Consider the following 25,166-nt stretch of genomic DNA (forward strand, 5'->3'; position numbering starts at 1 on the left):
GGTTCACTGAAGCGGTCACAGGAAGGGGAACTACCAATGACCAAGTTCATGAGCCGCTTTGCCAAGGACGAATCCGGCGCCACCGCCATCGAGTATGGCCTGATCGTCGCCCTCATCGCCGTCGTCATCATCACCGCCGTGACGACCCTCGGCACCAAGCTGAACACCGCCTTCACGACCATCAACGGCAACCTGACCTAAACCGTCCGGTTCACGTTCAAGAGGCCAGGGCCGCGGAGCAATCCGCGGCCCTTCGCTTTTTCAGCCCGCGTAAATGATCGGTTCACCGCAGCGCGCGAAGGTCGGTCAAAGTCCTCCGGCGGAGTCCCATGCTTCATCTGGTCCAGACCGTCCTGCTGTTCGCCTTCCCGGCCCTCGTGATCGTCGGGGCGATGCGCGACGCCGTCAGCTTCACCATTCCCAACTGGATCTCGATCGCCCTGGCCGCGGCCTTCCTGCCGACGGCGCTGATCATGGGCGCCAGCCCGTCGCAGATCGGCATCGCCTGTCTGATTGGTCTCGCGACCCTGATCGCCGGCATGGGCATGTTCGCGGTCGGCTGGATCGGCGGCGGCGACGCCAAGCTGTTCGCCGCGGCCGGACTGTGGATGGGGCTGGGGGCCCTGCTGTCCTATCTCCTCGTGACGGCCCTCGCCGGCGGCGCGCTGGCGGTGATGCTGCTGGCCCTGCGCTCGGTGTGGCTGCGCCCGCTGGTCTCGCGGGGGCCGGGCTGGATCGGCCGCCTCGCGACGCCCGGCGAGAACGTACCCTACGGCATCGCCATCGCGTTCGGCGCCCTGGCCGCCTTCCCGGAAAGTCTGCTGACCGCGCTCTTCCGGGGTCTTTCCTAGGCGCGGCTTAGGCGGACGTTAACCATGGCGGCCCAAAAGCTGGGGCTGCCGCCAGAATGGCCGGTGACGAATCGCCCGCTCGCCCGGGCCAGACCGGCCGGGCCTGACACTGCTTCACCCCTTGCGGGGCCAGTTCGAGTTTCATGAGCGCCGTCCGCCTCTTCATCCTGGTGATCGCCGCAATCGCCGCCATCGCGCTGGCGTTTGTCGTGCGCGGCGCCTTTGCGCCCAAGAAGCCCGAGAGCGTCGCCGCCGATGCGGCCGCCCCGGCCGCGCCGACGGCCGCGCCCACCGTCAAGGTTCTGGTCGCCCAGCACGACCTGCTCGTGGGCGCACGCCTGACGGCGGCGGACATGATCTGGCAGGACTGGCCGGCCGCCAACCTCAACGCCGCCTACATCACCGACGGCGCCGCGCCCCAGGTGCAGCAGGCCGGCGCCGCCGGCGCTGCGAAGAAGGCCGCCGAAGCCGCGGGCAACCTGTTCGGCGGCGCGGCGGTCCAGTCGATCGTCGGCGCGGTCGTCCGCGAACCCCTGCTGCAGGGCGAGCCGATCATCGCCCGCAAGATCGTTCGCGCCGGCGAAGGCAACTTCCTCTCCGTCGTTCTGACCCCTGGTATGCGCGCCATGGCCGTGCCGGTCAGCGTCGACACCGCCGCCGGCGGTTTCATCATGCCTGGCGACCGGGTCGATGTGCTGTTGAGCCAGGACGCCGGCGACAAGGGGCTGACCACCCAGACAGTCCTGCGGAACCTGCGGGTTCTGGCTATCGACCAGTCGGCCGAAGTGGCCAAGGACGCCAAGACCATCGTCGGCGCGGTCGCTACGCTCGAGGTCGCGGCCGGCGACGCCGAGCTGCTGGCCGACGCCCAGGCGGAAGCCAAGAAGGGCGGCACACTCGTCCTCGCCCTGCGCGCCTACACCGACGCCGGCGCCCCCGCCGGCAGTGGCGGCTCCGGACCAAGCGGGCCGGGCAGGACGATCCGGGTCTATCGGGCCGGGCAGTCAAGTGAAGTGACGGTGTCGCGATGAACAAGTCCCGTCTCCTGCGCACCGCAGCGCCCGCCCTGCTCGCCGCCGCCCTCGTCCAGGCCGCGGCGCCGGTCGTTTCGGCCCAGGACTTCCCGATTCAGGCGCAGAGCCTGTCCGGCGGCCCGGGCACTGGCCCGGCGACCGTGCGGGTCGACCTCGGCGCGGGCGGCGCGACGCGCAACCTCGCCCTGCCGCGCGGCAAGTCGGCGGTGATCGAGCTGCCGGTCGATGTGCGCGACATCCTGATCACCAACCCGGCCGTGGCCGACGCCGTGCTGCGCACGCCGCGCCAGATCTATGTGCTGGGGATGACGTCCGGCCAGACCGACGCGATCCTGTTCGACGCCTCCGGTCGCCGGATCCTGTCCCTGAACATTCGCGTCGACGCCGACTTCGGCGCGCTGGCGGAAACCATCAACCGGGTGCTGCCCGGCGCCCGCGTCCAGGTCGAGCCGATCGGCGACGCGGTGATCCTGACCGGTCTGGTCGCCAACGCCGGCGACGCCGACAAGGCCGCCCAGATCGCCCTGCGCTACGTGTCCAAGCCCGAGCAGGTGCTGAACATGCTCAGCATCGCCGGCAAGGACCAGGTGATGCTCCGCGTGCGGGTCGTCGAGGTCCAGCGCAGCGTCATCAAGCAGCTGGGCGTCAATCTGAACGCGATCCTCCAGCAGGGTTCAGGCAGCATCACGCTGGGCCAGGCGGCCAACTTCAGCATCAACGGCACGCTCGGCGGCGGCGTCACGGTCGGCGGCTCCTACACCGGTTCGAACACGCCGGCCGATATCCTGACCGGCTCTATCCGCGCCTTCGAACGCGTCGGCCTGGTCCGCACCCTGGCGGAGCCGAACCTGACGGCCGTGTCCGGCGAAGCCGCCAAGTTCCTCGCCGGCGGTGAGTATCCGGTTCCGGTGAACCAGGACTCCAGCAACGGCTCGGTGACGGTCGAGTACAAGCCGTTCGGCGTCGGTCTGGCCTTTACGCCGGTCGTCCTGTCCGGCGGGCGCATCTCGCTGAAGATCTCCACCGAGATCTCCGAACTGACCACCCAGGGCGCCTTCACCCTCAGCGGCGGCACGTCGGGAACCAGCCTGACCATTCCGGCCCTGACCGTGCGCCGCGCCGAGACCTCGATCGAGCTGCCGTCGGGCGGGTCGATGATGATCGCCGGCCTGATTCAGCAGACGACCCGCGAGAACCTCGACGCCCTGCCCGGCGTTGGTTCGGTGCCGATTATCGGCTCGCTGTTCCGCTCGCGCGACTTCCTGCAGGGCGACACCGAGATGGTGGTCATCGTCACCGCCTTCATCGTCGACCCGACCAACCCCGGCGCCTTCCAGACGCCCGCGGACGGGCTGCAGTTCGCCAACGACGCCGAAACCCTGCTGTTCGGCAGACTCAACAAGGCTGTCGGCGCGCCGCCGGGAGCGAACGCGGGCCGCGCCTATCAGGGCCCCATCGGTTACGTGATCGAGTAAGCGCCATGATGTCATCCCTTGTCCGTCTGACGCCCCTCGCCGCCGCCCTGGTTCTGACCGGTTGCGCCTCGACGCCTCCGCCCGCGACCGGTTCGCTGGCCCTGACTCCGCTCGATACCTGGTCCAGCCGCGTGCAGGTCGTCGCCCAGCCCGAGGAAATCCGGCTCGCGCCGCACCCCACGGGTCTGTCGGGCACCCAGGCCCGCGCCCTCGCCGAGTTCCATGCCCGCTGGGTGATCGCCGAGGGCGGCGTGATCACCGTCGCCGCCCCGACCGGCACGCAGGGCTCGGGCGCCTACAGGGTCAGCGCCGACGCGCGGGCCTTCCTCCTCGAGCAGGGCGCCGCGCCCGAGCGGGTGCGTCTGATTGGCTATGACGGCGCCGGGACCGCGAACGCCCCGATCGTGATCGGCTTCGAGCGCTATGTCGCGGTGGCCCCGCGCTGTGGCGAATGGGGTTCGGTCGCCCGCACGGCGGCCAACAACCCCTACGGAAATCTTGGCTGCGCGGTGACCGCGAACATGGCCGCCCAGGTGGCCAATCCCGGCGACCTGCGGGGGGCTCGCCCGATGGACCCGGCCGATACCGGCCGCCGGACCACGGTGCTCGGCAAATACCGAGCGGGTGAAGTCACCTCCACCGCGAAGGACGAGCAGGCGTCCGGCGCTGTTTCGACGGCGGTGCAGTAGCCCATGCCCGGCCCGACCGACCACGATCCCTTTGACCTGGCCTTCGACGCTGACGACGACTTCGCGGCGTCGCCGGGCGATCCCTGGCGCGAGCCGTCCAGGTCCGCGTCCGCCCGTGGGGCCGAAGCGGCCGATCCGTTCGCCGATTTCCCGCTGGCCCGGCAGAGCGCCGACGAGGACCCCTTCCTGGACCTGCAGTCGACGCCGGCCTCGATGCCCGAGCCGGCTCGCCCGGCCTCCAGTCACGCGCCCGAGATGCTGGTCGGCGGGGACGGCGCCCTGGGCGACGTCAGCGTGCCGCGCATCTCGATCCACGTGTTTTGCGCCCGCCCCGACACGGCGGAACTGATCGAACAGGCCGCCGCCGATCGCCGCATGGCCCGCGCGGCGACCACTGTGCTGCCGGGCGGTCTCCAGGCGGCGGTCGAGCAGTACCAGAACCAGCCGACGCCCTCGCTCGTGATCGTCGAAAGCCTTGATTCGGCGCCCGAGTTGCTCGCCCTGCTGGACCGTCTGGCCGAGGTCTGCGATCCGGGCACCAAGGTTATGACGATCGGCTCGACCAACGACATCGCCCTGTATCGCGAGCTGATGCGGCGCGGCGTCAGCGAGTACCTGGTCCCGCCGCTGAGCCCGCTGCAGGTGATCCGCTCGATCACCAGCCTCTATGCCGATCCGGCCGCGCCGTTCGTCGGTCGCCAGATCGCGGTGGTCGGCGCCCGCGGCGGCGTCGGGGCCTCGACGATCGCCCACAACCTCGCCTGGTGCCTGGCCGAAAGGATGCAGGCCGGCACGGTGCTGGCCGACTTCGACCTGCCGTTCGGCACGGCCGGTCTGAACTTCAACCAGGACCCGCTGCAGGGCATCGCGGACGCGCTCGGCCAGCCTGACCGGCTGGACCCCGTGCTGATGGACCGGATGATGGCGCGGGTGACCGACCGCCTCTCCCTGTTCGCCGCGCCGGCGACCCTGGAAGACGACTTCGACATCCATCCGGACGCCTTCGAGGAGGTCTCCCAGAAGATCCGCGCCGCCGCCCCCTTCGTCGTGCTCGACCTGCCGCACGCCTGGAGCAGCTGGAAGCGCAAGATGCTGATCGCGTCGGACGACATGGTCATCGTCGCCTCGCCCGATCTGGCGTCGCTCCGCAACGCCAAGAACATGATCGACCTGGTCCGTCAGGCCCGGCCGAACGACGCGCCGCCCCGCCTCGTGCTGAACCAGGTCGGCGTGCCCGGCCGTCCCGAGATCCCGGTCAAGGACTTCGGCGAAGCCCTCGGCATCGCGCCCTCGATCGTGCTGCCGTTCGAACCCAAGGCCTTCGGCCAGGCGGCCAACCACGGCCAGATGCTGGGCGAGGTCGCGCCGAAGTCAAAGGCCGCCGAGGGCATTGACCAACTGGCGCGCCTGGTCGCCCGCCGGGACCCCCCGCCTGCCCGGAAATCGTCGCTTCTCGGCGGCCTGTTCAGAAAGAAGTAGCCCAGCGTGTTCGGCAAACGGTCCGAAGGCAGTCCGGCTCCGGAACGGAGGGCGCCCCCGCCCGCCGCGGACGGCGCGGCCATATCGACGCGACCGCAACCCGCCGCTGCGCCGGTGAAGGCGGAGGCGGGCTCCCGCGCCGCCGAACCGCACAACCCCGCGACGGTCGCCCCCGGCCCGCAGCGGACGTCGGCCAAGCCGATGAAGGGCCTGGACCAGCTGCGGTCGACGCAAAGCCCGACCGCGCAGATCGTCCGTGAGCAGAGCGACTATTACCACGCGACCAAGACGACGATCTTCAACGCCCTGCTCAACACCATCGACCTCAGCCAGCTGGCCCAGCTGGACCAGAAGTCGGCGGCCGAAGAGATCAAGGACATCGTCGCCGAACTGGTGGCGATCAAGAACGTCCAGATGTCGGTCGCCGAGACCGAGCATCTGGTCCAGGACATCATCAACGACGTTCTGGGCTACGGGCCGCTGGAGCCCCTGCTGTCGCGCGACGACATCGCCGACGTGATGGTCAACGGCGCCAACCGGGTGTTCATCGAAGTCGGCGGCAAGGTCCAGCTGACCAACGTCCGGTTCCGCGACAACGCGCAGCTGATGAACATCTGCCAGCGGATCGTCAGCCAGGTCGGCCGCCGGGTCGATGAAAGCTCGCCGATCTGCGACGCCCGCCTGCCGGACGGGTCCCGGGTCAACGTCATCGCGCCGCCGCTGGCGCTGGACGGCCCGACCCTGACGATCCGGAAGTTCAAGAAGGACAAGCTGACGATGAAGGACCTGGTGGACTTCAAGTCCATCAGTCCGGAAGGCGCGCGGGTTCTCGGCGTCATCGGGGCCTGCCGCTGCAACATCGTCATTTCGGGCGGCACCGGTTCGGGCAAGACGACCCTGCTGAACACCATGACCGCCTTCATCGACCCGACCGAGCGGGTGATCACCTGCGAGGACGCGGCCGAACTGCAGCTTCAGCAGCCGCACGTGGTGCGCCTCGAAACCCGGCCACCGAACCTCGAAGGCCAGGGCATGATCACCATGCGCGATCTGGTGAAGAACTGCCTGCGGATGCGTCCCGAGCGGATCATCGTCGGCGAAGTCCGCGGGCCCGAGGCGTTCGACCTGCTGCAGGCGATGAACACCGGCCACGATGGTTCGATGGGCACGCTGCACGCCAACAGCCCGCGCGAAGCCATCAGCCGGATGGAATCGATGATCACCATGGGCGGCTATGGCCTGCCCTCCAAGACCATCCGCGAGATGATCACCGGGTCGGTTGATGTGATCATCCAGGCCGCGCGTCTGCGCGACGGCTCCCGCCGGATCACCCACATCACCGAAGTGGTTGGTCTGGAAGGCGACGTGATCGTCACCCAGGACCTGTTCGTCTACGAAATGACCGGCGAGGACGAGAATGGCCGCGTACTCGGCAAGTTCCGCTCGACCGGCATCGCCCGTCCCCGCTTCTGGGACCGCGCCCGCTACTACGGGCTTGAGCGCGAGCTGGCGGAAGCCCTCGACGCGGCGGAGTAGACGGCCATGATGATGGTTCTCGTCGCCGTCCTCGCCTTTGTGACCATCGCCGGTCTCGGCTTCGTCTTCGCCGGCGGCGACAGCGCCAGCGCCCGCACGACCAAGCGCGCCCAGGCGATTGTCAGCGGCGGCAGTCCCGCGACCCGCGTGCGCTCGGCCCGCGCAGCCGCCAACTCGCCCGAGGCCCGACGCAAACAGATCCTCAAGACGCTCAAGGACCAGGACAAGCTGCAGAAGAAGGCCCTGCTGTCGATCACGGCCAAGCTGCAGCAGGCCGGCCTCGCCTTCACACCCAAGCAGTTCTGGATCGCCAGCGCGGTGTTCGGCCTGATCGTCGGCGCGATCGTGCTGCCGTTCGGCAAGTCGCCGTTGATCGCGCTCGGCCTGGCCTTCGCCGCGGGTCTCGGCCTGCCACGCTGGATCGTCGGGTTCCTCGCCAAGGCGCGGATCAAGAAGTTCACCGAGGCCTTCTCCGACGCCATTGACATCATCGTCCGCGGCATCAAGTCCGGCCTGCCGGTCCACGACTGCCTCAAGATCATCGGCAAGGAGTGCCCCGAGCCGCTCGCTGGCGAGTTCCGCCGCCTGGTCGAGAGCGTCGGCATGGGCGCGCCAATGGATCAGGCGCTGGAGAAGATGTACGAGCGCATGCCGACCAACGAGCTGCGCTTCTTCGCGATCGTTCTGGCGATCCAGCAGAAGACCGGCGGCAACCTGGCCGAGGCGCTGAACAATCTCTCCGTCGTGCTGCGCGGTCGCAAGCTGATGCGCGAGAAGATCAAGGCGCTGTCGTCAGAGGCCATCGCCTCCTCGTTCATTATTGGCAGCCTGCCGCCCGGGGTCGTGACCCTGATCTCGGTCACCTCGCCCAAATACATGGCGCCGATGTTCACCGATCCGCGCGGCCACCTGATGCTTATGGGGGCGGTGTTCTGGATGAGTCTTGGCATCTTCGTGATGCGCAAGATGATCAACTTCAAGTTCTGAGGCGGACCCGATGGATCTCGTCCAGTTCCTGACCGACCCGGACAACGTGCTGACGGCCTTCGTCGGAGTGGTGTGCTTCGCCACCATCCTGACGCTCGTCCTGCCGATGATGAACAAGTCGAGCCTCGAGGGCCGGCTCAAGTCGGTGGCCAACCGCCGGGAGGAACTGCGCCGCCGCTCCCGCGAGGAAATGGCCAAGCGCAACGCGGGCAGCAGCCTGCGCCAGACCGACGAGGGCCTCTATCGCAAGGTCGTCGACCGGTTGCAGCTGTCACGCCTGCTGGAGGACCCCAAGGTCGCCGAGAAGATGGCCCAGGCCGGCTTCCGCGGCCCCCGGCCGATCAGCGCCTTCTACTTCTTCCGCTTCGTGATGCCGTTCGTCTTCGCCTTGCTGGCGGCCTTCTACCTCTTCGTGGTCAACGACTTCGGCCTGCCGCCGATGAGCCGGTTCACGATCTGCGTCGCCGCCCTGCTGGTCGGCTACTACGCGCCGAACGTCTACATCAGCAACATCGCCCAGAAGCGCCGCGAGTCGATCGTGGCGGCCTTCCCCGACTCTCTCGACCTGCTGCTGATCTGCGTTGAAAGCGGCATGTCGATCGAGGCGGCGATCCAGAAGGTCAGCCAGGAAGTCGGTGGCTCCTCGATCGAGCTGGCTGAGGAACTGACGCTCGTCAGCGCCGAGCTGAGCTACCTGCCCGAACGGCGCCAGGCCTACGAAGGTCTGGCCAAACGGACCAACCATCCGGGCATCAAGGCGGTGGCCACCGCCATGATCCAGGCAGAGCGCTACGGAACCCCGCTCGGCTCGGCCCTGAGGGTCATGTCCAAGGAAAACCGCGAGCTGCGCCTGTCAGCCGCCGAAAAGACCGCCGCCGCCCTGCCGGCCAAGCTGACCGTGCCGATGATCCTGTTCTTCCTGCCGGTGCTGTTCGTGATGATCCTCGGCCCGGCGATCATCACGGTGCAGGACACCCTGGCGAAGCAGTAGCGCCGGTCTAATCCGCCAGCGCGCCTGACAGCACCGCTTCGGCGTACGCGCAGTGCATGGCGATGCCGCGCGCCATCACCTGTTCATCCAGGGTCATGCGGTTGGAGTGCAGGGCGCAGCAGGATCGGTAGTCGCCGCCCACGCCCGTCGGCGCCGCGCCGAGGAAGGCCATCAGTCCGGGGACCTTCTGCAGGACATAGGCGAAGTCCTCCGCCCCCATCATCGGCGTCTTCATCGTCATCCAGGCGCTGTCGCCGTACAGGTCCTTCGCAACCCGTTCAGCCAGATCGACCTCGCGGCCGGAGCAGACGGTGACCGGGAAGCCGCGCTCGATCTCCACCTCGACCTGGCAGCCGTGGGCCGCGGCGATCCCCTCGGCGACCTTGCGGATGCCTTCGTGGGCCGCCTCGCGGGTGTGCTCCGACAGGGTCCGCAACGTGCCGCGCATGCGGGCGAACTCGGGAATGATGTTGTAGGTCGTGCCGCCCTCGATATGGGCGATGGTGATCACCGCCGGGTCGAACACCGAGATGGTCCGGGTGATCATCGTCTGCATCGCCGTGACGATCTCGCAGGCGACGGGGATCGGGTCGATGGCGTCCTGGGGCATCGAGGCGTGGCCGCCCGCGCCGATGACCTTGATACGGATGCTGTCGGACGAGGCCAGCAGCGGACCATGCCGGCCGGCGAACACCCCCGTCGGCATGTTGGGCGAGATATGCAGCGCGAAGGCCGCGTCGGGCAGGGGCTCGATCAGGCCGTCGTCGAGCATGAAGCGCGCGCCGTGATAGCCTTCCTCGCCCGGCTGGAACATGAACATCACCGTCCCGGCCAGCTGGTCCCGCTTCGCGCAGAGGGCCTTCGCCGCTCCCGCCAGCATGGCTACGTGCGTGTCGTGTCCGCAGGCGTGCATCGCCCCCTCGGTGCGCGACGTGAACTCCAGGCCGGTGTCCTCGGTCAGCGGCAGGGCGTCCATGTCGCCGCGCAACAGCACCGTCCGCCCGTTGGCCGACCCACGCAGGATCGCCAGCACCCCGGTGGTCGACGGTCCCTGACGGATCTCCAGCGGCAGGCCTTCCAGCGCCTTGAGCACCTTCTCCGTGGTCTTCGGCAGATGCAGCCCCAGCTCCGGCTCCATGTGGATCGCGCGGCGCAGTTCGATGGCGTCGTGAAGCAAGTCGTCGCCGGCGGCGGTCCAGCCTTCGCGATCGATGGTCAGGGCGTTCATAAACGGACTCCGGATGTGATGATCGCAACGTCGCCCTTTTTGTCGCATCGGTCTAGGAGAGGCGCATGAGCACCGTGACTTTCGCCGACATCGAAGCCGCCGCCGCCCGGATCGCGGGCCACGCGGTCAGGACCCCGCTGGTCGAAAGCCCGGCGCTGAACGCGCGCCTCGGCGCCCGCGTCCTGCTGAAGCCGGAGACGCTGCAGCATGCCGGGGCGTTCAAGTTCCGCGGCGCAATGAACAAGATTTCCCAGCTGTCCGACGCTGAACGGGCCCGAGGCGTCGTCGCCTGTTCGTCCGGCAACCATGCCCAGGGCGTGGCCCTCGTGGCGCGGATGCTCGGCGCCCCGGCGGTCATCGTCATGCCGGCCGATGCGCCGGCGATGAAGGTGGCCAACACCCGGGCCTACGGCGCCGAGGTGATCCACTACGACCGCTACACCGAGGATCGCGACGTCATCACCCGCGACATCTCGCGTGATCGCGGCATGACCATCGTCTGGCCTTTCGACGACGAAGACATCGTCGCCGGACAAGGCACGGTGGGGCTTGAGCTCGTCGCCCAGGCGGGCGAAGCCGGCGCGGCGCTCGACGTGGTCCTGACCCCTGTCGGCGGCGGCGGTCTGGCGGCCGGCGTTTCGACGGCGGTGAAGCACCTCCTGCCTGGCGTCCAGGTCTATGGTGTCGAGCCTTCGGCGTTCGACGATACGGCGCGCTCGATGGCGAGTGGCGCGCGTGAGTCCATCGATCCGGCCGCGCGCTCGATCTGCGACGCGCTGCAGTCGCCGTCTCCGGGCGCGATCACTTTCCCGATCAACCAGCGCACGCTGGACGGCGTCCTGACGGTCACCGACGCCCAGGTCGCCGAGGCGATCCGCTTCGCCTATGCGACGCTCAAGCTGGTGGTCGAGCCCGGCGGAATCGTCGGCCTGGCCGCCCTGCTGGCCGGGGAGCTGGACGTGTCCGGCCAGACGGTCGGCATTGTCCTGTCGGGCGGGAACATCGACCCGGCCCTGTTCAGCCGTATCCTCGCGGGAGAGCTCTGATGATCCCTGGTTTCGTCCCGCCCCAGACCCCGCTGCTGGTCGTCCTGCGCTCGGCGCTCGATCACAATCTGGCGACCATGCAGAGCCGCTGCGACAAGGCCGGCGTGCGGCTTCGCGCGCACGGCAAGACGCACAAGTGCTCGACGCTCGGCCGGTTGCAGGTCGCGGGCGGCGCGGTCGGCCTCTGCGCACAGACGGTCGGCGAGGCCGAGGCCTTCGTCGCCGGCGGCATCCGCGATGTGCTGGTCACCGCGCCCCACGCGCCCTGGGGCGCAGAGCGTCTGGCCGCCCTGGCGAAGTCCGGCGCCCGGATCGGCGCGACCGTCGATCACGAGAGCCAGATCGAGAGGCTGGGCGCCGCGGCCCGCGCGGCGGGCGTCACGCTGGACTGCGTCATCGACATCGATCCCGGCACCCACCGCACCGGCGCCCATCCCTCGAGGATCGTCGCCCTGGCCGGCCTCGCTGCGGCGACGGAGGGCCTCTACTACGCCGGCGTCCAGGCCTACGCCGGCCACCTGCAGCATCTCGACGACGTCGCCAAGCGACGGGCGGCGGACGATGCCGTGACGGCCGACCTCGCCAAGGTGGTCGAGGCGCTGCGCGCGGCGAACCTGGCGCCTGGCGTCGTCACCGGCGGCGGCACGGGCACGCACGCCTGGGACCTCGATTCCGGCGTCTTCACCGAGATCCAGGCCGGCTCATACGCGGTCATGGATGTCGAGTACGAAGTCTGCGGCGGCCCCGAGGGCGGCTGGCCGTTTCAGCAGGCGCTGTTCGTCGTCGCCAGCGTCGTCTCGGCCAACCACAAGAGCCACGTCACTGTCGACGCCGGCTTCAAGGCCTTCTCCAGCGACGGCCCGCCCGCCCGCCTGGCGGCGGGGGCCGCCGACGGATCGCTCTGGCGGCCGATGGGCGACGAGCACGGCATGATCATCCACCCATCGGGCCTGCCGGCGCTGAAGAGCGGCGACTTCGTCAATGCGGTCGACGCCCTCGACGCCGACCCCGCCGCGCCCTGGCCCGCGGACGCCCCGGCCCTCGGAGCCCTCGTCTGGCTCCAGCCCGGCCACTGCGACCCGACCATCAACCTCTATGACGCCCTGCACGTAGTCTCCGACAATGGCGACATCGAGCGCTGGGCGATCGACGCCCGCCGGTCCAGCCGGGCGGGTGTCCGCTCCCGCGCGGGAGAGACCGAGGCTTGATCGGGGACTTGCCCTGTCCCCGCGTCATCCGCGCAGACTGCCGGAAACAGGGAGCGACGCGATGAACGACATGGATTTCACCGGCAAGCGGGTGCTGGTCGTCGGCGGCACGAGCGGCATCGGCAACGGCATCGCCCACGCCTTCCGCGAGCGCGGCGCGCAGGTCGCTGTCTGGGGCACGCGTGAGGCGTCCGATTATCGGGTCGAGGACGGCTCGGACCTGTCGGGCCTGACCTTCGCCCGCGTCGACGCCTCCGATTCCGACGCGGTGACCGCCGCCGCCTCGCCGTTCGACGGCCTCGATGTGCTGATCCTCGCCCAGGGCACGGTGCTCTATCGCAAGGGCGAGTTCGAAATGGACGGCTTCCGCAAGGTGGTCTCGGTCAACCTCGACAGCATGATGGCCTGCGCGATGCGCTTCCTGCCCGACCTCAAGGCGTCGGGCGGCAACATCATCACCATCAGCTCGACCTCGGCCTATCACGCCACGCGCGGCAACCCGGCCTACAACGCCTCCAAGGCCGGGGTCGTGGCCCTGACCCGCACGCTCGGACAGGCCTGGGCGACAGACGGCGTGCGCGTCAACGGCGTGGCGCCCGGGCTCGTCGACACCAAGCTGACCAAGGTCACCACCGAGCATCCCGACCGTCTGGCCGGAGCCTTGCGCGGCATCCCGATGCATCGACTGGGCACCCCGGCCGACATGGCCGGCGCGGCGCTGTTCCTCGCCTCGCCGCTGGCCGGATACATCACCGGACAGACGATCATCGTCGACGGCGGCCTGACCCTCTGAACTTGCGCTTTGCGGTGAACGATTTCGGACGATAGGGTCCAGGCCGCAAAATCCTCGCCATCAAGAGCGCTGTTCCATGAAAAAGCTTCTGATCGCCGCAGCCCTCTGCGCCGTTCCCCTGATCGCGGTCGCCGCGGCCCCAGCTCCGGCCCCGGTCGTCGACACCGCCGCCCTCGCCGGCAACATCAAGACGCTGTCCTCCGACGCCTTCGAGGGCCGCGCGCCGGCCACGGCGGGCGAGGAGAAGACGGTCGCCTTCCTGGTTGCGCAGCTGCAGAAGATCGGTCTCGAGCCCGGCGGCGACCTGAAGGACGGCAAGCGCGCCTGGACCCAGGACGTGCCGCTGGCCCGCTTCCAGATCGTCGGAACGCCGAGCCTCGGCGTGACCATCAACGGCAAGACCACCGCCCTGACACAGGGCGAGGAGATCGCCATCCGCGCCGCCCAGACCAACGTCGACAGCGTCACCTTCTCGGGCGCGCCGATCGTCTTCGCCGGCTACGGCATCAAGGCGCCCGAGCGTGACTGGGACGATTTCAAGGGTATGGACCTGAAGGGCAAGATCGTCCTGGTGATGATCAATGACGCCGACTACGAGGCCGGCGTGGCCGGCAAGGCGGGGGGCGACTTCGGCGGCAAGGCGATGACCTACTACGGTCGCTGGACCTACAAGTTCGAGGAAGCCGCCCGCCAGGGCGCGCTGGGCTTCATCGTGGTGCACGAGACAGGCCCCGCCTCCTACGGCTGGGCGACGGTCAAGAACTCCAACACCAACGAGATGTTCGACATCGTCCGCACGGACCCGACCAAGGCGCACGCCCCTGTCGAGGGCTGGGTCCAGCGTGATACGGCCGCCGCCTGGCTGGCCGCCGCGGGCTATGACTACGAGACCCTCAAGCGCGAGGCCCAGACCCGCGCGTTCAAGCCGGTCGAGCTGAAGGGCGTGACCCTCTCGGGCGACTACAAGGTCAAGCACGAGGTGATCATTTCGAAGAACGTGGTCGCCATCCTGCCGGGCGCCAAGCGGCCGAACGAGACGATCTTCTACACCGCCCACTGGGATCACCTGGGCGTCGGCCGTCCCGACGCGAAGGGCGACACGATCTACAATGGCGCCGTGGACAACGCGACGGGCACAGCCGCGCTGCTGGAGATGGCCCGCCTCTACAAGGCCGCCCCGCGCACCGACCGCTCGATCGTCTTCCTGTGGGTGACCGCCGAGGAGCGCGGCCTGCTGGGCTCGGAATACTACGCCGCCAACCCGCTCTATCCGCTGGCCACCACCGTCGGCGTGCTGAACACCGACGCCCTGGACCCCACCGGCCCGGCGCGCGACTTCACCATCTCCGGCAACGCCAAACTCGAGCTGCTCGACATGCTGATCGCCGAGGGCGCCAAACGGAACCGCACCTACACGCCTGATCCCTCGCCGGAAGCGGGCTACTTCTTCCGCTCCGATCACTTCCCGTTCGCCAAGCGCGGCGTGCCGGCGATCTCGTTCGGGTCGGGCCAGGACATGGTCACTGGCGGTCTCGCGGCCGGCCAGGCCTTTGACCAGAGCTACCGCACCAGCATGTATCACCAGCCGGCCGATGAATGGTCCGACAGCTGGTCGATGGACGGCATCGCCGCCGACATCACCATGCTCTACGACCTAGGTCGCGACCTGGCGACGTCGAACCGCTGGCCGGTCTGGGGCGCGGGCTCGGAGTTCAAGGCGGCCCGCGACGCCACGGCGACCGCGCGCCAGTAGTTCCCAGGTTTCCGTCTCCCCGGCGAAGGCCGGGGCCCGGATCAAAGGGCGGCGCGTTGCGGGGACCGACCCGACACCGCCGCTGACTCTGGATCCCGGCCATCGCCGGGAAGACGGGGAGGGGGAACCGTACAGGTTCGCCGGCACGACCCGGAGGCAGAATGACCGTCAGCGTCTTCGACCTGTTCAAGCCCGGTATCGGGCCGTCGAGCTCGCACACCATGGGCCCGATGACAGCCGCCGTGCGGTTCGTCGGCCTGCTGCGGGCGGCCAGCCTGCCGGCGGCGATCAGCCGGGTCGAGGTCAAGCTCTACGCCTCGCTGGCCCTCACCGGCCGGGGGCACGCGACGGACACGGCAGTGATGCTCGGTCTGATGGGGTTCGTCCCCGCGACGCTCGATCCCGACGCCGGCGAGGCGGCCCTGGCCAGCCTGCGCGCGGAGCAGTGGATGACGCTGGGCGGCGACGGCCCGGGCATTGCCTTCGACGAGGCGCGCGACATCGTCTGGGCCGGCCGTGAGCGGCTGCCGCAGCATCCCAACGCCCTGACCCTGACCGCTTTTGCGGGCGAGACGGTGGTGCTGCAGCGGTCATACTTCTCCATCGGCGGCGGCTTCGTGCGCGACGAGGACGAGATCCTGCGCAACACCGGCGACGAGGAGGGGCCGCCCGTGCCCTACCCCTACGAGTCAGGCGCCGAGCTGCTGGCGATGACCCAGGCGGCGGGCGTGACCATCGCCGAGGCGATGATGGCCAATGAACGCGTCCAGCGGTCGGAGGCCGAGGTGACCGCCGGGCTCGACACCATCTTCGACGCCATGGAGGCCTGTATCGATCGCGGCATGCGCATCGGCGGCACGCTGCCGGGCGGCCTGAACGTCAAGCGCCGGGCGCAGCAGGTGCACCAGGCGATCATGGCCAAGGTCGAACGCCAGATCAGCGACCCGCTGGCGGCGATGGATTTCGTCAACCTCTGGGCCCTGGCGGTCAATGAGGAGAACGCCGCCGGCGGCAAGGTGGTCACCGCCCCGACCAACGGCGCGGCGGGCCTGATCCCGGCGGTGCTGCGGTTCTACGACCGGTTTTACCAGGGCACGGCGGAGGGTCGCCGCACCTTCCTGCTGACCGCCGGCGCGATCGGCGCCCTCTACAAGAAGAACGCCTCGATCAGCGGCGCGGAGGTCGGCTGCCAGGGCGAGGTGGGCGTCGCCTGCTCGATGGCCGCCGCTGGCCTCTGCGCGGCGCTGGGCGGGAGCAACAGCCAGATCGAGAACGCCGCCGAGATCGGCATGGAGCACAATCTCGGTCTCACCTGCGACCCGATCGGCGGCCTGGTCCAGATCCCCTGCATCGAGCGCAACGCCATGGGCGCCATCAAGGCCATCGACGCCGCCCGACTGGCCCTGCTGGGCGACGGCGAGCACTCGGTGTCGCTCGACAAGGTCATCGCCACGATGAAACGCACCGGCGAGGACATGAACGAGATCTACAAGGAAACCTCACTGGGCGGGCTGGCGGTCGGGCTGGCTGTGAACCGGGTGGAGTGCTGAGGAGTATTTCCTGGATCCGCTCATCCCGGCGAAGTCCGGGACCCAGGCTTTTTCCTGACAGAGCGGTGCTGAACGCCAAAACACCTGGGTCCCGGCTTTCGCCGGGATGAGCGGAGGTTGAGATGAGCATGACCACCCAAATCCGCGTCGGCGTCGGCGGCTGGACGTTCGAGCCCTGGCGCGGGGTCTTCTACCCGGACACGCTCAAGCAGAAGGACGAGCTCGGCTACATGAGCCGTCAGCTGCGCTCGATCGAGATCAACGGCACCTACTATTCCAGCTTCAAGCCCGACAGTTGGCGCAAGTGGCGGGACGAGACGCCGGACGGGTTCGTGTTCACCGTCAAGGGCAGCCGCTTCACCACCAACCGCAAGGTTCTGGCGGACGCCGGCGAGAGCCTCGGCAAATTCTTCGACCAGGGCATCAGCGAACTGGGCGACAAGCTGGGGCCGATCTTCTGGCAGTTCGCCAACACCAAGAAGTTCGACCCCGACGACTTCGAGGGCTTCCTGTCCCTGCTGCCGAAGACGCTCGACGGCGTGCCGCTGCGCCATGCGGTCGAAGTGCGGCACGACAGCTTCTGCACCCCCGAGTTCCCGGCCCTGCTGCGCAAGCACAACATCGCCAATGTCTACGCCGACCACGCCACCTATCCGGAGATCGCGGACGTGACGGCCGACTTCGTCTACGCCCGGCTGCAGACCGGGTCGGACGATGTGGAGACCGCCTACGACGCGGCGATGCTGGACCAATGGGCCGGCCGGTTGAAGACCTGGGCCGGCGGCGGCGAGCCGGAGGACCTGCCGAAGGTCGATCCGGGGTTCCTTCCTGTCGCCAAGCCGCGTGACGTGTTCGCCTTCATTATCCACGAGGGCAAGGTGCGGGCCCCGCATGGGGCGGTGGCGTTGCAGGGGCTGGTGGACAGATAGGGGACATGTACCGGTTTCGGTACGTGTCCCCCAATCGAGCAGACGCGGGCTTAGGGGACACGTACCTGCGGTACATGTCCCCTCTGACCTGATGACACCGGCCCTTTGCCCTTGATGGAATGATGCGCTCCGGCCGGTCGTCCTGGTCAAGGACGACCCCTGTGGGGTCGCCGCTCCGCGGCCGCGAAGCGGTCCTTGAGCAGGCCGCCCGCCGGAGCAACACTGGCCTTCAAGACATCAGGGCGGATCTGCCAAAACCACTTCGACGACAGAGTCCGAAAACCGCGAGACTCGCCGTCGCCGCCGCGCGACTATCCCCGCATGGATCTCACCCCTGACGCCTGTTACCGCGCCATCGAAACGCGCGACGCCCGGTTCGACGGACGGCTGTTCATCGGGGTGACGAGCACGGGCATCTACTGCCGGCCGGTCTGTCCGGCGCGGACGCCCAAGCGCGAGAACTGCACCTTCCATCGCAGCGCCGCCGCCGCCGAGGAGGCCGGTTTCCGCGCCTGCCTGCGCTGCCGGCCGGAGACCTCGCCGGATCTCGGCGCCTGGCTGGGGACCTCGGCGACGGTGCGTCGGGCGCTGACCCTGATCGAGGGCGGGGCGCTGGACGATGGCGATGTCGAGGCCCTGGCCGGACGGCTGGGCGTCGGCGACCGCCAGCTGCGGCGGCTGTTCAAGGAGCATCTCGGCGCCTCGCCGGTCGGCGTCGCCCAGACCCGCCGGGTGCTGCTGGCCAAGCAGTTGATCCACGAGACCGACCTGCCGATGGGCGAGGTGGCGCTGGCCGCGGGCTTCGGCAGCGTGCGGCGGTTCAACGAGACGTTCCAGCGGCTCTACAACCGCCCGCCGCTGGCCCTGCGCCGCCGGGGCGTGCGGGAGCCGGCCGGCGAATCGATCCGGCTGCACCTGCGCTACAAGCCGCCCTACGACTGGGACGGCCTGCTCGATTTCCTGAGGCTGCGGGCCATCCCGGGCGTTGAGACGGTGGTCGGCGACACCTACAGCCGCACGATCACGGTCGGCGAGGACGCGGGGACGCTGTCGGTCACTCACGCCAGTGGCAACCGGCTTTCGGTCGAGGTCCGCTTTCCGAAACTGACCGCCCTGCCGACGATCCTCGCGCGGGTCCGGCGCGTGTTCGACCTGTCGGCGGACCCGCTGCAGATCGGCGAGCATCTGAGCGTCGATCCGGCGCTGGCCGCCATGGTCGCCGCCAGGCCCGGCCTGCGCGTGCCGGGCGCCTGGGACGGGTTCGAGCTGGCCGTGCGGGCGATCCTCGGCCAGCAGATCACCGTGCCCGCGGCCGTGAAGCTGGCCGGACGGCTGGCTGCCGAGTACGGCGAGCCCCTGGCCGAGGGCTGGGCCCGGCCGGGCCTGACCCTGACCTTCCCGCGCCCCGCGCGCATGGCGGGCGAGGACATCGCGGGCCTCGGCCTGATGCCCGGCGCCCGGGCGCGGGCCATCGGCTCGATCGCGGCGGCGGTGCATGCCGACCCCGCCCTGTTCGGACCGCAGGCCAGCCTCGAGGAGGCGGTGGTCAGGCTGCGCGCCCTGCCCGGCATCGGCGAATGGACGGCCCAGTACATCGCCATGCGCCAGCTGCGCGAGCCGGACGCCTTCCCTGCGGCCGACATCGGGCTGATGCGGGCGCTGGAGGTCGACGGCGTTCGCCCCTCGCCGGCCGAGCTGCTGTCACGGGCCGAACAGTGGCGACCGTGGCGCGCCTATGCGGCCCTGCATCTTTGGGCGTCCGACACCGTGGTGCTGAAGGCGATCGCCGATGCCAAGCGCGCGGCCTGAACGCCTCATCCGAAGCTGGCTGGAGACGCCGGTCGCGACGCTGCAGATCGTCGTCGATCCGGACGAGGTCATCCGCGTGCTCGACTTCGACAACGACAGCCCGCGCACCCGGCGGCTGATGAAGATCCACTACGCCGGGGTTCCGGTGATCGAGGGCGAAACGCCGAAGGCCATCGCGATTGCGCTCGGCCGCTATTTCGACGGCGAAATGACGGCGTTGGCGGAGATCCCGTACCGCGTCGCCGGCACGGACTTTCAGCGCCAGGTCTGGCGGGCGCTGACAGAAATCCCGGCGGGCGAGACCCGCACCTACCGTCAGCAGGCCGTGCGCATCGGCCGCCCGACCGCGGTTCGCGCGGTGGGCCTGGCCAACGGCGCCAACCCCATCGGCATCGTCATCCCCTGCCACCGGGTGATCGGCGCCGACGGGTCCCTGACCGGCTTCGGCGGCGGGATCGAGCGTAAACGCTGGCTGCTGGCGCATGAGGGGGCGGGATAGGGGACATGTACCGAAGGTACGTGTCCCCCAATCGAGCAGCTCAGGTTTAGGGGACACGTACCTTCGGTACATGTCCCCCTTGCTCCCGCCAGCCTGCTGCCATCATGCTGTCAGCAGGTCCTCGTTAGAACCCCGCCATGAGACGCGCCGACCGCCTGTTCCAGATCATCCAGATCCTGCGCCGCGGGCGCGGGCCTGTGACGGCCGACGTGATGGCCGAGGAGCTGGAGACCTCCAAGCGGACCATCTATCGCGACATCGCCGACCTGATGAGCCAGCGGGTGCCGATCCGCGGCGAGGCCGGCGTCGGCTATGTGCTGGAGGGCGGCTTCGACCTGCCGCCGCTGATGCTGACGGCCGACGAGATCGAGGCGGCGGTGCTGGGCGCCCAGTGGGTCGCCAGCCGGGGCGATCCGGCGCTCGCCCGGGCGGCGCTGGATCTGGTGGCGAAGATCAGCGCGACTGTGCCCGAGCGGCTGCGGCCGCTGATCCTCGATCCCAGCACCCGCTCGACGCCGAGCAACTGGCATCGACCCGACGGCCTCGACATGGCCAGGGTGCGCGCCTCGATCCATGCGGGCCTGAAGCTGGAACTGCACTATCGCGACGAGCAGGAGCGGGAGACGCGCCGCACGATCTGGCCCGTCGCCGTCGGCTATATGGACGCGGTGCGGCTGCTGATCGCCTGGTGCGAATTGCGGCAGGACTTCCGCAGCTTCCGCACCGACCGCGTCATCGACGCGGCCTTCCTGGACGAACGCTACCCGGAACGCCCGACGATCCTGCGGGCCAAGTGGCGCAAGACGCTGGCGAAACCGCGCTGACGGCCGTCCCGGCGAAGGTTCCCTCAGGCGAAGATGGCCGCCAGGTCCGCGTCGGTCATCAGGCGGAAGGTGCCGGGCTCCAGGTCCGCGGGGAGGTCGAGCCCGCCCATGCTTTCCCGGTGCAGGGCGGTCACGTGGTTGCCCATGGCGGCGAACATCCGCCGGACCTGGTGGTAGCGGCCCTCGGTCAGCGTCAGCAGCGCCTCGGTCGGCGACAGGGTCTCCATCACCGCCGGAAGAAGCGGCTTTGTCTCGCTCTCGAGCATCAGTCCGCCGGCCCCGAAGGTCTCAGCCTCATCGCCGCGCAGCGGGCGGTCCAGCGTCACGCGGTATCGCTTGGCGACATGGTTCTTCGGCGAGATCACCCGGTGCAGCAGCGCGCCGTCGTCGGTCAGCAGCAGCAGGCCGCTGGTGTCCTTGTCGAGACGTCCGATGGTCGAGATGGCGGGATCGCGCATGCGCCAGCGGGTCGGCAGCAGGTCATAGACCAGCGGCCCCGCCTCCTTGTGGGAACAGGTGGTCCCCAGTGGCTTGTGCAGCATCAGGGCGATGCCCGGCGGCGGATCGATCGGCTTGCCGTCGAGGTGCAGGTGATCGGGCAGGTCGCGGGTCAGCGGCACGTGCTTGTCCGCGTCCGTCATCGGCGCGCCGTCGAAGGTGATCCGGCCGTTCTTCGCCAGCGCCTGCATCTCGCGCCGCGAGCCGTAGCCGAGGTTGGCCAGCAGCCGGTCCAGACGCAGGGTCGGCGCCCTGCTCACTTGCGGGCCTCGAACACCTTGTAGCCGGCGATGTCGGCCCGCGATGGCGAGACCTTGAACACCTCGGCCAGGACCTTCTCGTAGGGCAGGTGGCGGTTGGCGACGATCCACAGGGTCCCGCTGCGCCGCAGGGCGTTGGCGGCCTGGCGGATGAAGGTCTGGCCCAGCTGCTTGTCCTCGGCCCCGCCGTCGTGGAACGGCGGGTTCATGATCGCGAAGTCGAGGCTGCCCGGCTCGATCCCGGCGGCGCGCACGTCGGCCCAGGCGAAGGTCGCGCGCGGGTCGTCGATGTTGCGTCTGGCCGCGTCGATCGCCCGCCGGTCGCTGTCGATCAGCAACAGGCTTTCGACCTTGGGGCAGGCGAGGGCGGCTTTCGACAGGAAGCCGATGCCCGCGCCGAAATCCGCGCCCTTGCCGGCCAGCGGCGTCAGGGTTTTGACGAGCAGCGCGCTGCCCGGGTCGACCCGGTCCCAGCTGAACACGCCGGGCTGGGTCCAGGCGTTGAGTCCGTCGTGGAAGCGCGGCGCGCCGTCGGCGATGGCCTCGTCCAGCCCCACGGGCGTTGCGGGGCGGCGGACGGTGCAGATCCGGTGGTGCCGCCGCGACTCCTCGTTGACCGAACAGCCGAAGGCTTCCAGCTCCTTGCGCAGCCGCGAGCCGCCCTTGTCCTTCAGCGCGGCGATGGTCAGCAGGCCCTCGGGCGACAGGGCGCGCAGGCTTTGCGCCATGGCGTAGCGGCGCTCCACCGTGCCCGGCGGCGCCAGCAGGGTGACGCCCGCGAGCGCGCCCTCGGTCAGGTCCTCGAGTCGCGCACTGCCAGGGACGAGCGGCGAAAACTGGATCGCGCCGGCGGCCGCCTCGGCCACCTCGCGCGGCGGGGCGCCATAGACGCCGAAAAGGGGAGATTGATCAGTCACGCGGTCCCTATAGCGGCTTTCCCCCGACTGTCATCCCGGACGGGCTGAACAGATGGTGGAAGGGCGCGGTGTCGACACCCGATCCTTCGCCGGGAAGACGGACCCAGGGCGTGCCGTTATCCGATCGCGACGATCTCGACGGTCGCGCCCGCCAGCACCGCCTCGTCGCCGACGGACTTGCCCAGCAGCGCCTGGCCCAGCGGCGAGATGTACGACACGCTGCCCTTGGCCGGATCGGCCTCATCCTCGCCGACGATGCGGAAGGTCTGGCGGCGACCGTCCTCGCGTTCAAACGTCACGGCGTCGCCGAACCGCAGGGTCCCGTCGTCCTCGCCACGCTCGACCAGCTGGGCGGTCGCGCGGCGCGAGGACCAGTAGCGCAGGTCCCGCGTCGCCCGGGCCATGGCGGTGCGGTCGGCGCTGACGTCGCCGCCGGACTTGGCGGAGCTCATCGCAGCGCGCGCCTCGGCCAGCGCCGCCTCGATCAGGGCCAGACCATGCTGCGTGACGAGATTGGGGTGCGGCGATATCGGCCGGTCAGGCAGATTGGCCGCGACCGACTCGTAATCCTCTTCCTTGGTGAAGGCGACGCTCATGGCGCCAGCCTAGCGGAGAATGGGCAAGGCCGGGGGACAGATTGTCCTGGCGAGGCGATCGCAATTCGCGAAGCGCCAATCGCCGGGTGAACTTCGTGGAACGCCACGACGGCTTCGTGAGCGGATTCACCGGGTGCAGGTCACAAGGTCTAGGCTTGAACCATCAGATCCAACCGGACCCCGTCACATGCGAAACTTCATGCACGCCGCTCGCCCGCTGGCGAACGACCTTCTCTCCAGCCTGCTGTTCGCGGCGCTGATCGCCATGAACGTGGACCGGCAGATCGCGACCGTGGCGGCGATCGGCTTCGGCATCGGCCACGTCGCCCTGTGGATGCTGCTGCGCAAGCCGGTCGCGCCGTTGCAGTGGGCCAGTCTGGCGCTGGTGCTGATGTTCGGCGCGGCGAGCCTGATGTTTCACGACATCCGCTTCCTGATGGCCAAGCCAACCCTGATCTATCTGATCCTGACCGTGATGATGCTGAAGCGGGGCTGGATGTTGCGCTACATGCCGTCCGTGGCCGTCGGCCATGGCGAGGGGCCGATGATCCTCTTCGGTTATGTCTGGGCGGCGCTGATGGCGCTGACCGCGGTCGCCAACCTCGTGGTCGCCGTGCAGTTCCCGGAAATCTGGCCGGCGTTCCTGGCGATCTTCCCGACCGTTTCGAAGATCGTCCTGTTCGCGATCCAGTTCGCCACGGTGCGTCACCTGACGATCCGCAGCGTCCGGGCGCAGCGGGCCCTGTCCGGGGTGGAGGCGGCCTGACCCCCTTGACCGCCCTACCGTAAGGCGGACCCTTCTGCGGAAAACAGGGAGAGCCGCCATGACCTTCAAACCCGACGACCTGATGTACCGCCCCGGCCTGATGAACGGGGAGCGGATCCTGATAACCGGCGGCGGCACCGGTCTGGGCAAGGTCATGGCCGAGGCCTGCCTGATGCTGGGCGCGGAGGTCTATATCTGCGGGCGGCGCGGCGTGGTGCTCGAGGAGACGGCGAAGGAACTGATGGCCGCCCATGGCGGCAAGGTTGTCGGCATCCCCTGCGACATCCGCGTGCCTGAAGCGATCAAGGACATGATCGATACGATCTGGGCCGACGGCGGCGCGCTGACCGGCCTGGTCAACAATGCCGCCGGCAACTTCATCAGCCGCACCGAGGACCTCTCGCCGCGCGGCTTCGACGCCATCGCCAACATCGTCTTCCGCGGGTCGTTCTTCGTCACCCTCGAATGCGGCAAGCGCTGGATCGCCGAGGGCCGCAAGGCGTCGGTGATCTCGATCCTGACCACCTGGGTGTGGAACGGCGGGCCGTTCACCGTGCCCAGCGCCATGTCCAAGGCGGGCCTCAACGTCATGACCCAGTCCCTGGCCGTCGAATGGGGCCCCAAGGGCATCCGCTTCAACGCCATCGCGCCGGGCCCCTTCCCGACGGAGGGCATGAGCGCGCGGCTCAATCCCGGGCAGCAGCAGAGCGCCTACGAGAACATGAGCGGCAATCCCATGAACCGGGTCGGCGAGATGGCCGAACTGGCCAATCTGGCGGTCTATCTTCTGTCGAAGGGGTCAGAGTATGTGAACGGCCAGACCATCGCCATCGACGGCGGCCAGTACAACGCCAGCGGCGGCAACTTCTCCCGCATGACCGAATGGGGCGACGACCAGTGGCAGGCCGTGAAGGACATGATCAAGTCGACCAACGAGAAGGACCGGGCCCAGCGGACGGTATGACGACACCCCGGGCAAGGCCGACCGTAAGGCTCCTGCTGATCTCGCCGGCAGGTCGGCTGCTGCTCATGCGCTTCGAGGATCCGGACAACGCGGGCGGCGGCTGGTGCACGATCGGCGGCGGCGTCGATGACGGCGAGAGCCTGGAGGCGGCGGCCTGGCGGGAGCTGCGCGAGGAAACCGGCCTGACCGAAATGGTTCTCGGCCCGAAGGTCTGGACCCGCGAGCTGGATCTTCTGATCGAGGGCGAACCACGCCGCCTGTTTGAGCACTACTTCCTTGCGCAGGCGCCTCATGAGGAGATCGTCGACCACCACTGGACCGAGCTGGAGCGGCGTGTCGTGACCGCCATGCGCTGGTGGGCGCCGGAGGAGATTTTCGGCAGTGATGATGTGTTCTTTCCGGAGGAACTGATCGTTCATCTTCCGGCGGTGCTGGCGGGCGACCTGCCCGCTGAACCGGTGATCCTCGGACGCTGAGGTCAGCA

The 25,166-nt window shown here is 69.1% G+C and carries 25 protein-coding genes; 21 read left to right on the forward strand and 4 right to left on the reverse strand.

The window, feature by feature from the left end:
* Positions 1-36 precede the first annotated feature (36 nt).
* From AC3WJT_RS02410 to AC3WJT_RS02450, 9 genes are all read left to right on the forward strand, one after another.
* Positions 37-201, forward strand: a complete 165-nt coding sequence (locus AC3WJT_RS02410; protein ID WP_492341469.1) for a Flp family type IVb pilin — start codon at positions 37-39, stop codon at positions 199-201.
* A gap of 128 nt (positions 202-329) precedes the next feature.
* Entirely contained in the window at positions 330-851 is a 522-nt protein-coding gene (locus AC3WJT_RS02415; RefSeq protein WP_492341470.1) for an A24 family peptidase, read from the forward strand.
* 143 nt (positions 852-994) lie between these two features.
* Positions 995-1,882 carry a Flp pilus assembly protein CpaB gene (gene cpaB, locus AC3WJT_RS02420; protein WP_492341471.1) on the forward strand — a complete coding sequence of 296 codons (888 nt, stop codon included), beginning with the start codon at positions 995-997 and terminating at the stop codon, positions 1,880-1,882.
* Positions 1,879-3,360, forward strand: coding sequence for a type II and III secretion system protein family protein (locus AC3WJT_RS02425; RefSeq protein ID WP_492341472.1), 1,482 nt, complete (start codon positions 1,879-1,881; stop codon positions 3,358-3,360). The genes cpaB and AC3WJT_RS02425 overlap by 4 nt, the downstream gene beginning before the upstream one ends.
* Before the next feature lie 5 nt (positions 3,361-3,365).
* Complete coding sequence (locus AC3WJT_RS02430) at positions 3,366-4,049, forward strand: CpaD family pilus assembly protein (RefSeq protein WP_492341473.1); 684 nt, start codon at positions 3,366-3,368, stop codon at positions 4,047-4,049.
* Positions 4,050-4,052: 3 nt separating this feature from the next.
* Positions 4,053-5,528: a CpaE/TadZ family protein gene (locus AC3WJT_RS02435; protein ID WP_492341474.1), complete on the forward strand. Its 1,476-nt coding sequence runs from the start codon at positions 4,053-4,055 to the stop codon at positions 5,526-5,528.
* Positions 5,529-5,534: 6 nt separating this feature from the next.
* Positions 5,535-7,064 (forward strand): TadA family conjugal transfer-associated ATPase, encoded by a 1,530-nt coding sequence (locus AC3WJT_RS02440; RefSeq protein WP_492341475.1) that lies wholly within the window; start codon positions 5,535-5,537, stop codon positions 7,062-7,064.
* Positions 7,065-7,070: 6 nt separating this feature from the next.
* Positions 7,071-8,051 (forward strand): type II secretion system F family protein, encoded by a 981-nt coding sequence (locus AC3WJT_RS02445; RefSeq protein WP_492341476.1) that lies wholly within the window; start codon positions 7,071-7,073, stop codon positions 8,049-8,051.
* A gap of 10 nt (positions 8,052-8,061) precedes the next feature.
* Complete coding sequence (locus AC3WJT_RS02450) at positions 8,062-9,042, forward strand: type II secretion system F family protein (RefSeq protein ID WP_492341477.1); 981 nt, start codon at positions 8,062-8,064, stop codon at positions 9,040-9,042.
* A gap of 7 nt (positions 9,043-9,049) precedes the next feature.
* Here AC3WJT_RS02450 and AC3WJT_RS02455 read toward each other — a convergent pair whose 3' ends face one another.
* Entirely contained in the window at positions 9,050-10,270 is a 1,221-nt protein-coding gene (locus tag AC3WJT_RS02455) for a M20 metallopeptidase family protein (RefSeq protein WP_492341478.1), read from the reverse strand.
* Positions 10,271-10,335: 65 nt separating this feature from the next.
* Here AC3WJT_RS02455 and AC3WJT_RS02460 point away from each other — a divergent pair, with 65 nt between their 5' ends.
* The 9 genes from AC3WJT_RS02460 (at position 10,336) to AC3WJT_RS02500 (ending at position 20,681) form a co-directional block, all read left to right on the forward strand.
* Entirely contained in the window at positions 10,336-11,316 is a 981-nt protein-coding gene (locus tag AC3WJT_RS02460) for a threonine ammonia-lyase (protein ID WP_492341479.1), read from the forward strand.
* Positions 11,316-12,524 (forward strand): alanine racemase, encoded by a 1,209-nt coding sequence (locus AC3WJT_RS02465; protein WP_492341480.1) that lies wholly within the window; start codon positions 11,316-11,318, stop codon positions 12,522-12,524. The genes AC3WJT_RS02460 and AC3WJT_RS02465 overlap by 1 nt, the downstream gene beginning before the upstream one ends.
* 61 nt (positions 12,525-12,585) lie before the next feature.
* Positions 12,586-13,317, forward strand: coding sequence for an SDR family NAD(P)-dependent oxidoreductase (locus tag AC3WJT_RS02470; protein WP_492341481.1), 732 nt, complete (start codon positions 12,586-12,588; stop codon positions 13,315-13,317).
* 76 nt (positions 13,318-13,393) lie between these two features.
* Positions 13,394-15,070: a M28 family metallopeptidase gene (locus tag AC3WJT_RS02475; RefSeq protein WP_492341482.1), complete on the forward strand. Its 1,677-nt coding sequence runs from the start codon at positions 13,394-13,396 to the stop codon at positions 15,068-15,070.
* Between the two features lie 161 nt (positions 15,071-15,231).
* Positions 15,232-16,620, forward strand: coding sequence for an L-serine ammonia-lyase (locus tag AC3WJT_RS02480; protein ID WP_492341483.1), 1,389 nt, complete (start codon positions 15,232-15,234; stop codon positions 16,618-16,620).
* A 128-nt stretch (positions 16,621-16,748) separates the two neighbouring features.
* Positions 16,749-17,549 carry a DUF72 domain-containing protein gene (locus tag AC3WJT_RS02485; RefSeq protein ID WP_492341484.1) on the forward strand — a complete coding sequence of 267 codons (801 nt, stop codon included), beginning with the start codon at positions 16,749-16,751 and terminating at the stop codon, positions 17,547-17,549.
* A gap of 321 nt (positions 17,550-17,870) precedes the next feature.
* On the forward strand, positions 17,871-19,358 hold the full coding sequence (locus AC3WJT_RS02490; protein ID WP_492341485.1) for an AlkA N-terminal domain-containing protein: 1,488 nt from the start codon (positions 17,871-17,873) through the stop codon (positions 19,356-19,358).
* The gene (locus tag AC3WJT_RS02495; protein WP_492341486.1) at positions 19,339-19,857 is read left to right on the forward strand and encodes a methylated-DNA--[protein]-cysteine S-methyltransferase; all 519 of its coding nucleotides are present in this window, start codon (positions 19,339-19,341) and stop codon (positions 19,855-19,857) included. The genes AC3WJT_RS02490 and AC3WJT_RS02495 overlap by 20 nt, the downstream gene beginning before the upstream one ends.
* A 137-nt stretch (positions 19,858-19,994) precedes the next feature.
* On the forward strand, positions 19,995-20,681 hold the full coding sequence (locus AC3WJT_RS02500) for a helix-turn-helix transcriptional regulator (RefSeq protein WP_492341487.1): 687 nt from the start codon (positions 19,995-19,997) through the stop codon (positions 20,679-20,681).
* Positions 20,682-20,704: 23 nt separating this feature from the next.
* Here AC3WJT_RS02500 and AC3WJT_RS02505 read toward each other — a convergent pair whose 3' ends face one another.
* From AC3WJT_RS02505 to greA, 3 genes are all read right to left on the reverse strand, one after another.
* Positions 20,705-21,439: a pseudouridine synthase gene (locus AC3WJT_RS02505; RefSeq protein WP_492341488.1), complete on the reverse strand. Its 735-nt coding sequence runs from the start codon at positions 21,437-21,439 to the stop codon at positions 20,705-20,707.
* Positions 21,436-22,356 (reverse strand): class I SAM-dependent methyltransferase, encoded by a 921-nt coding sequence (locus tag AC3WJT_RS02510; RefSeq protein ID WP_492341489.1) that lies wholly within the window; start codon positions 22,354-22,356, stop codon positions 21,436-21,438. The genes AC3WJT_RS02505 and AC3WJT_RS02510 overlap by 4 nt, the downstream gene beginning before the upstream one ends.
* 116 nt (positions 22,357-22,472) lie before the next feature.
* On the reverse strand, positions 22,473-22,952 hold the full coding sequence (gene greA / locus AC3WJT_RS02515) for a transcription elongation factor GreA (protein ID WP_492341490.1): 480 nt from the start codon (positions 22,950-22,952) through the stop codon (positions 22,473-22,475).
* A 199-nt stretch (positions 22,953-23,151) separates the two neighbouring features.
* Between greA and AC3WJT_RS02520 the strand changes: the two genes are divergently transcribed.
* The 3 genes from AC3WJT_RS02520 to AC3WJT_RS02530 are packed head-to-tail and all read left to right on the forward strand — an operon-like array spanning position 23,152 to position 25,158.
* Positions 23,152-23,718, forward strand: coding sequence for a septation protein IspZ (locus AC3WJT_RS02520; protein WP_492341491.1), 567 nt, complete (start codon positions 23,152-23,154; stop codon positions 23,716-23,718).
* A gap of 58 nt (positions 23,719-23,776) precedes the next feature.
* Positions 23,777-24,682, forward strand: a complete 906-nt coding sequence (locus AC3WJT_RS02525; RefSeq protein WP_492341492.1) for an SDR family oxidoreductase — start codon at positions 23,777-23,779, stop codon at positions 24,680-24,682.
* Entirely contained in the window at positions 24,679-25,158 is a 480-nt protein-coding gene (locus AC3WJT_RS02530; RefSeq protein ID WP_492341493.1) for an NUDIX hydrolase, read from the forward strand. Before AC3WJT_RS02525 ends, AC3WJT_RS02530 begins: the two co-directional genes overlap by 4 nt.
* Positions 25,159-25,166 lie beyond the last annotated feature (8 nt).

It is taken from the genome of Caulobacter sp. FW305-C-30-S16 (assembly GCF_058783025.1).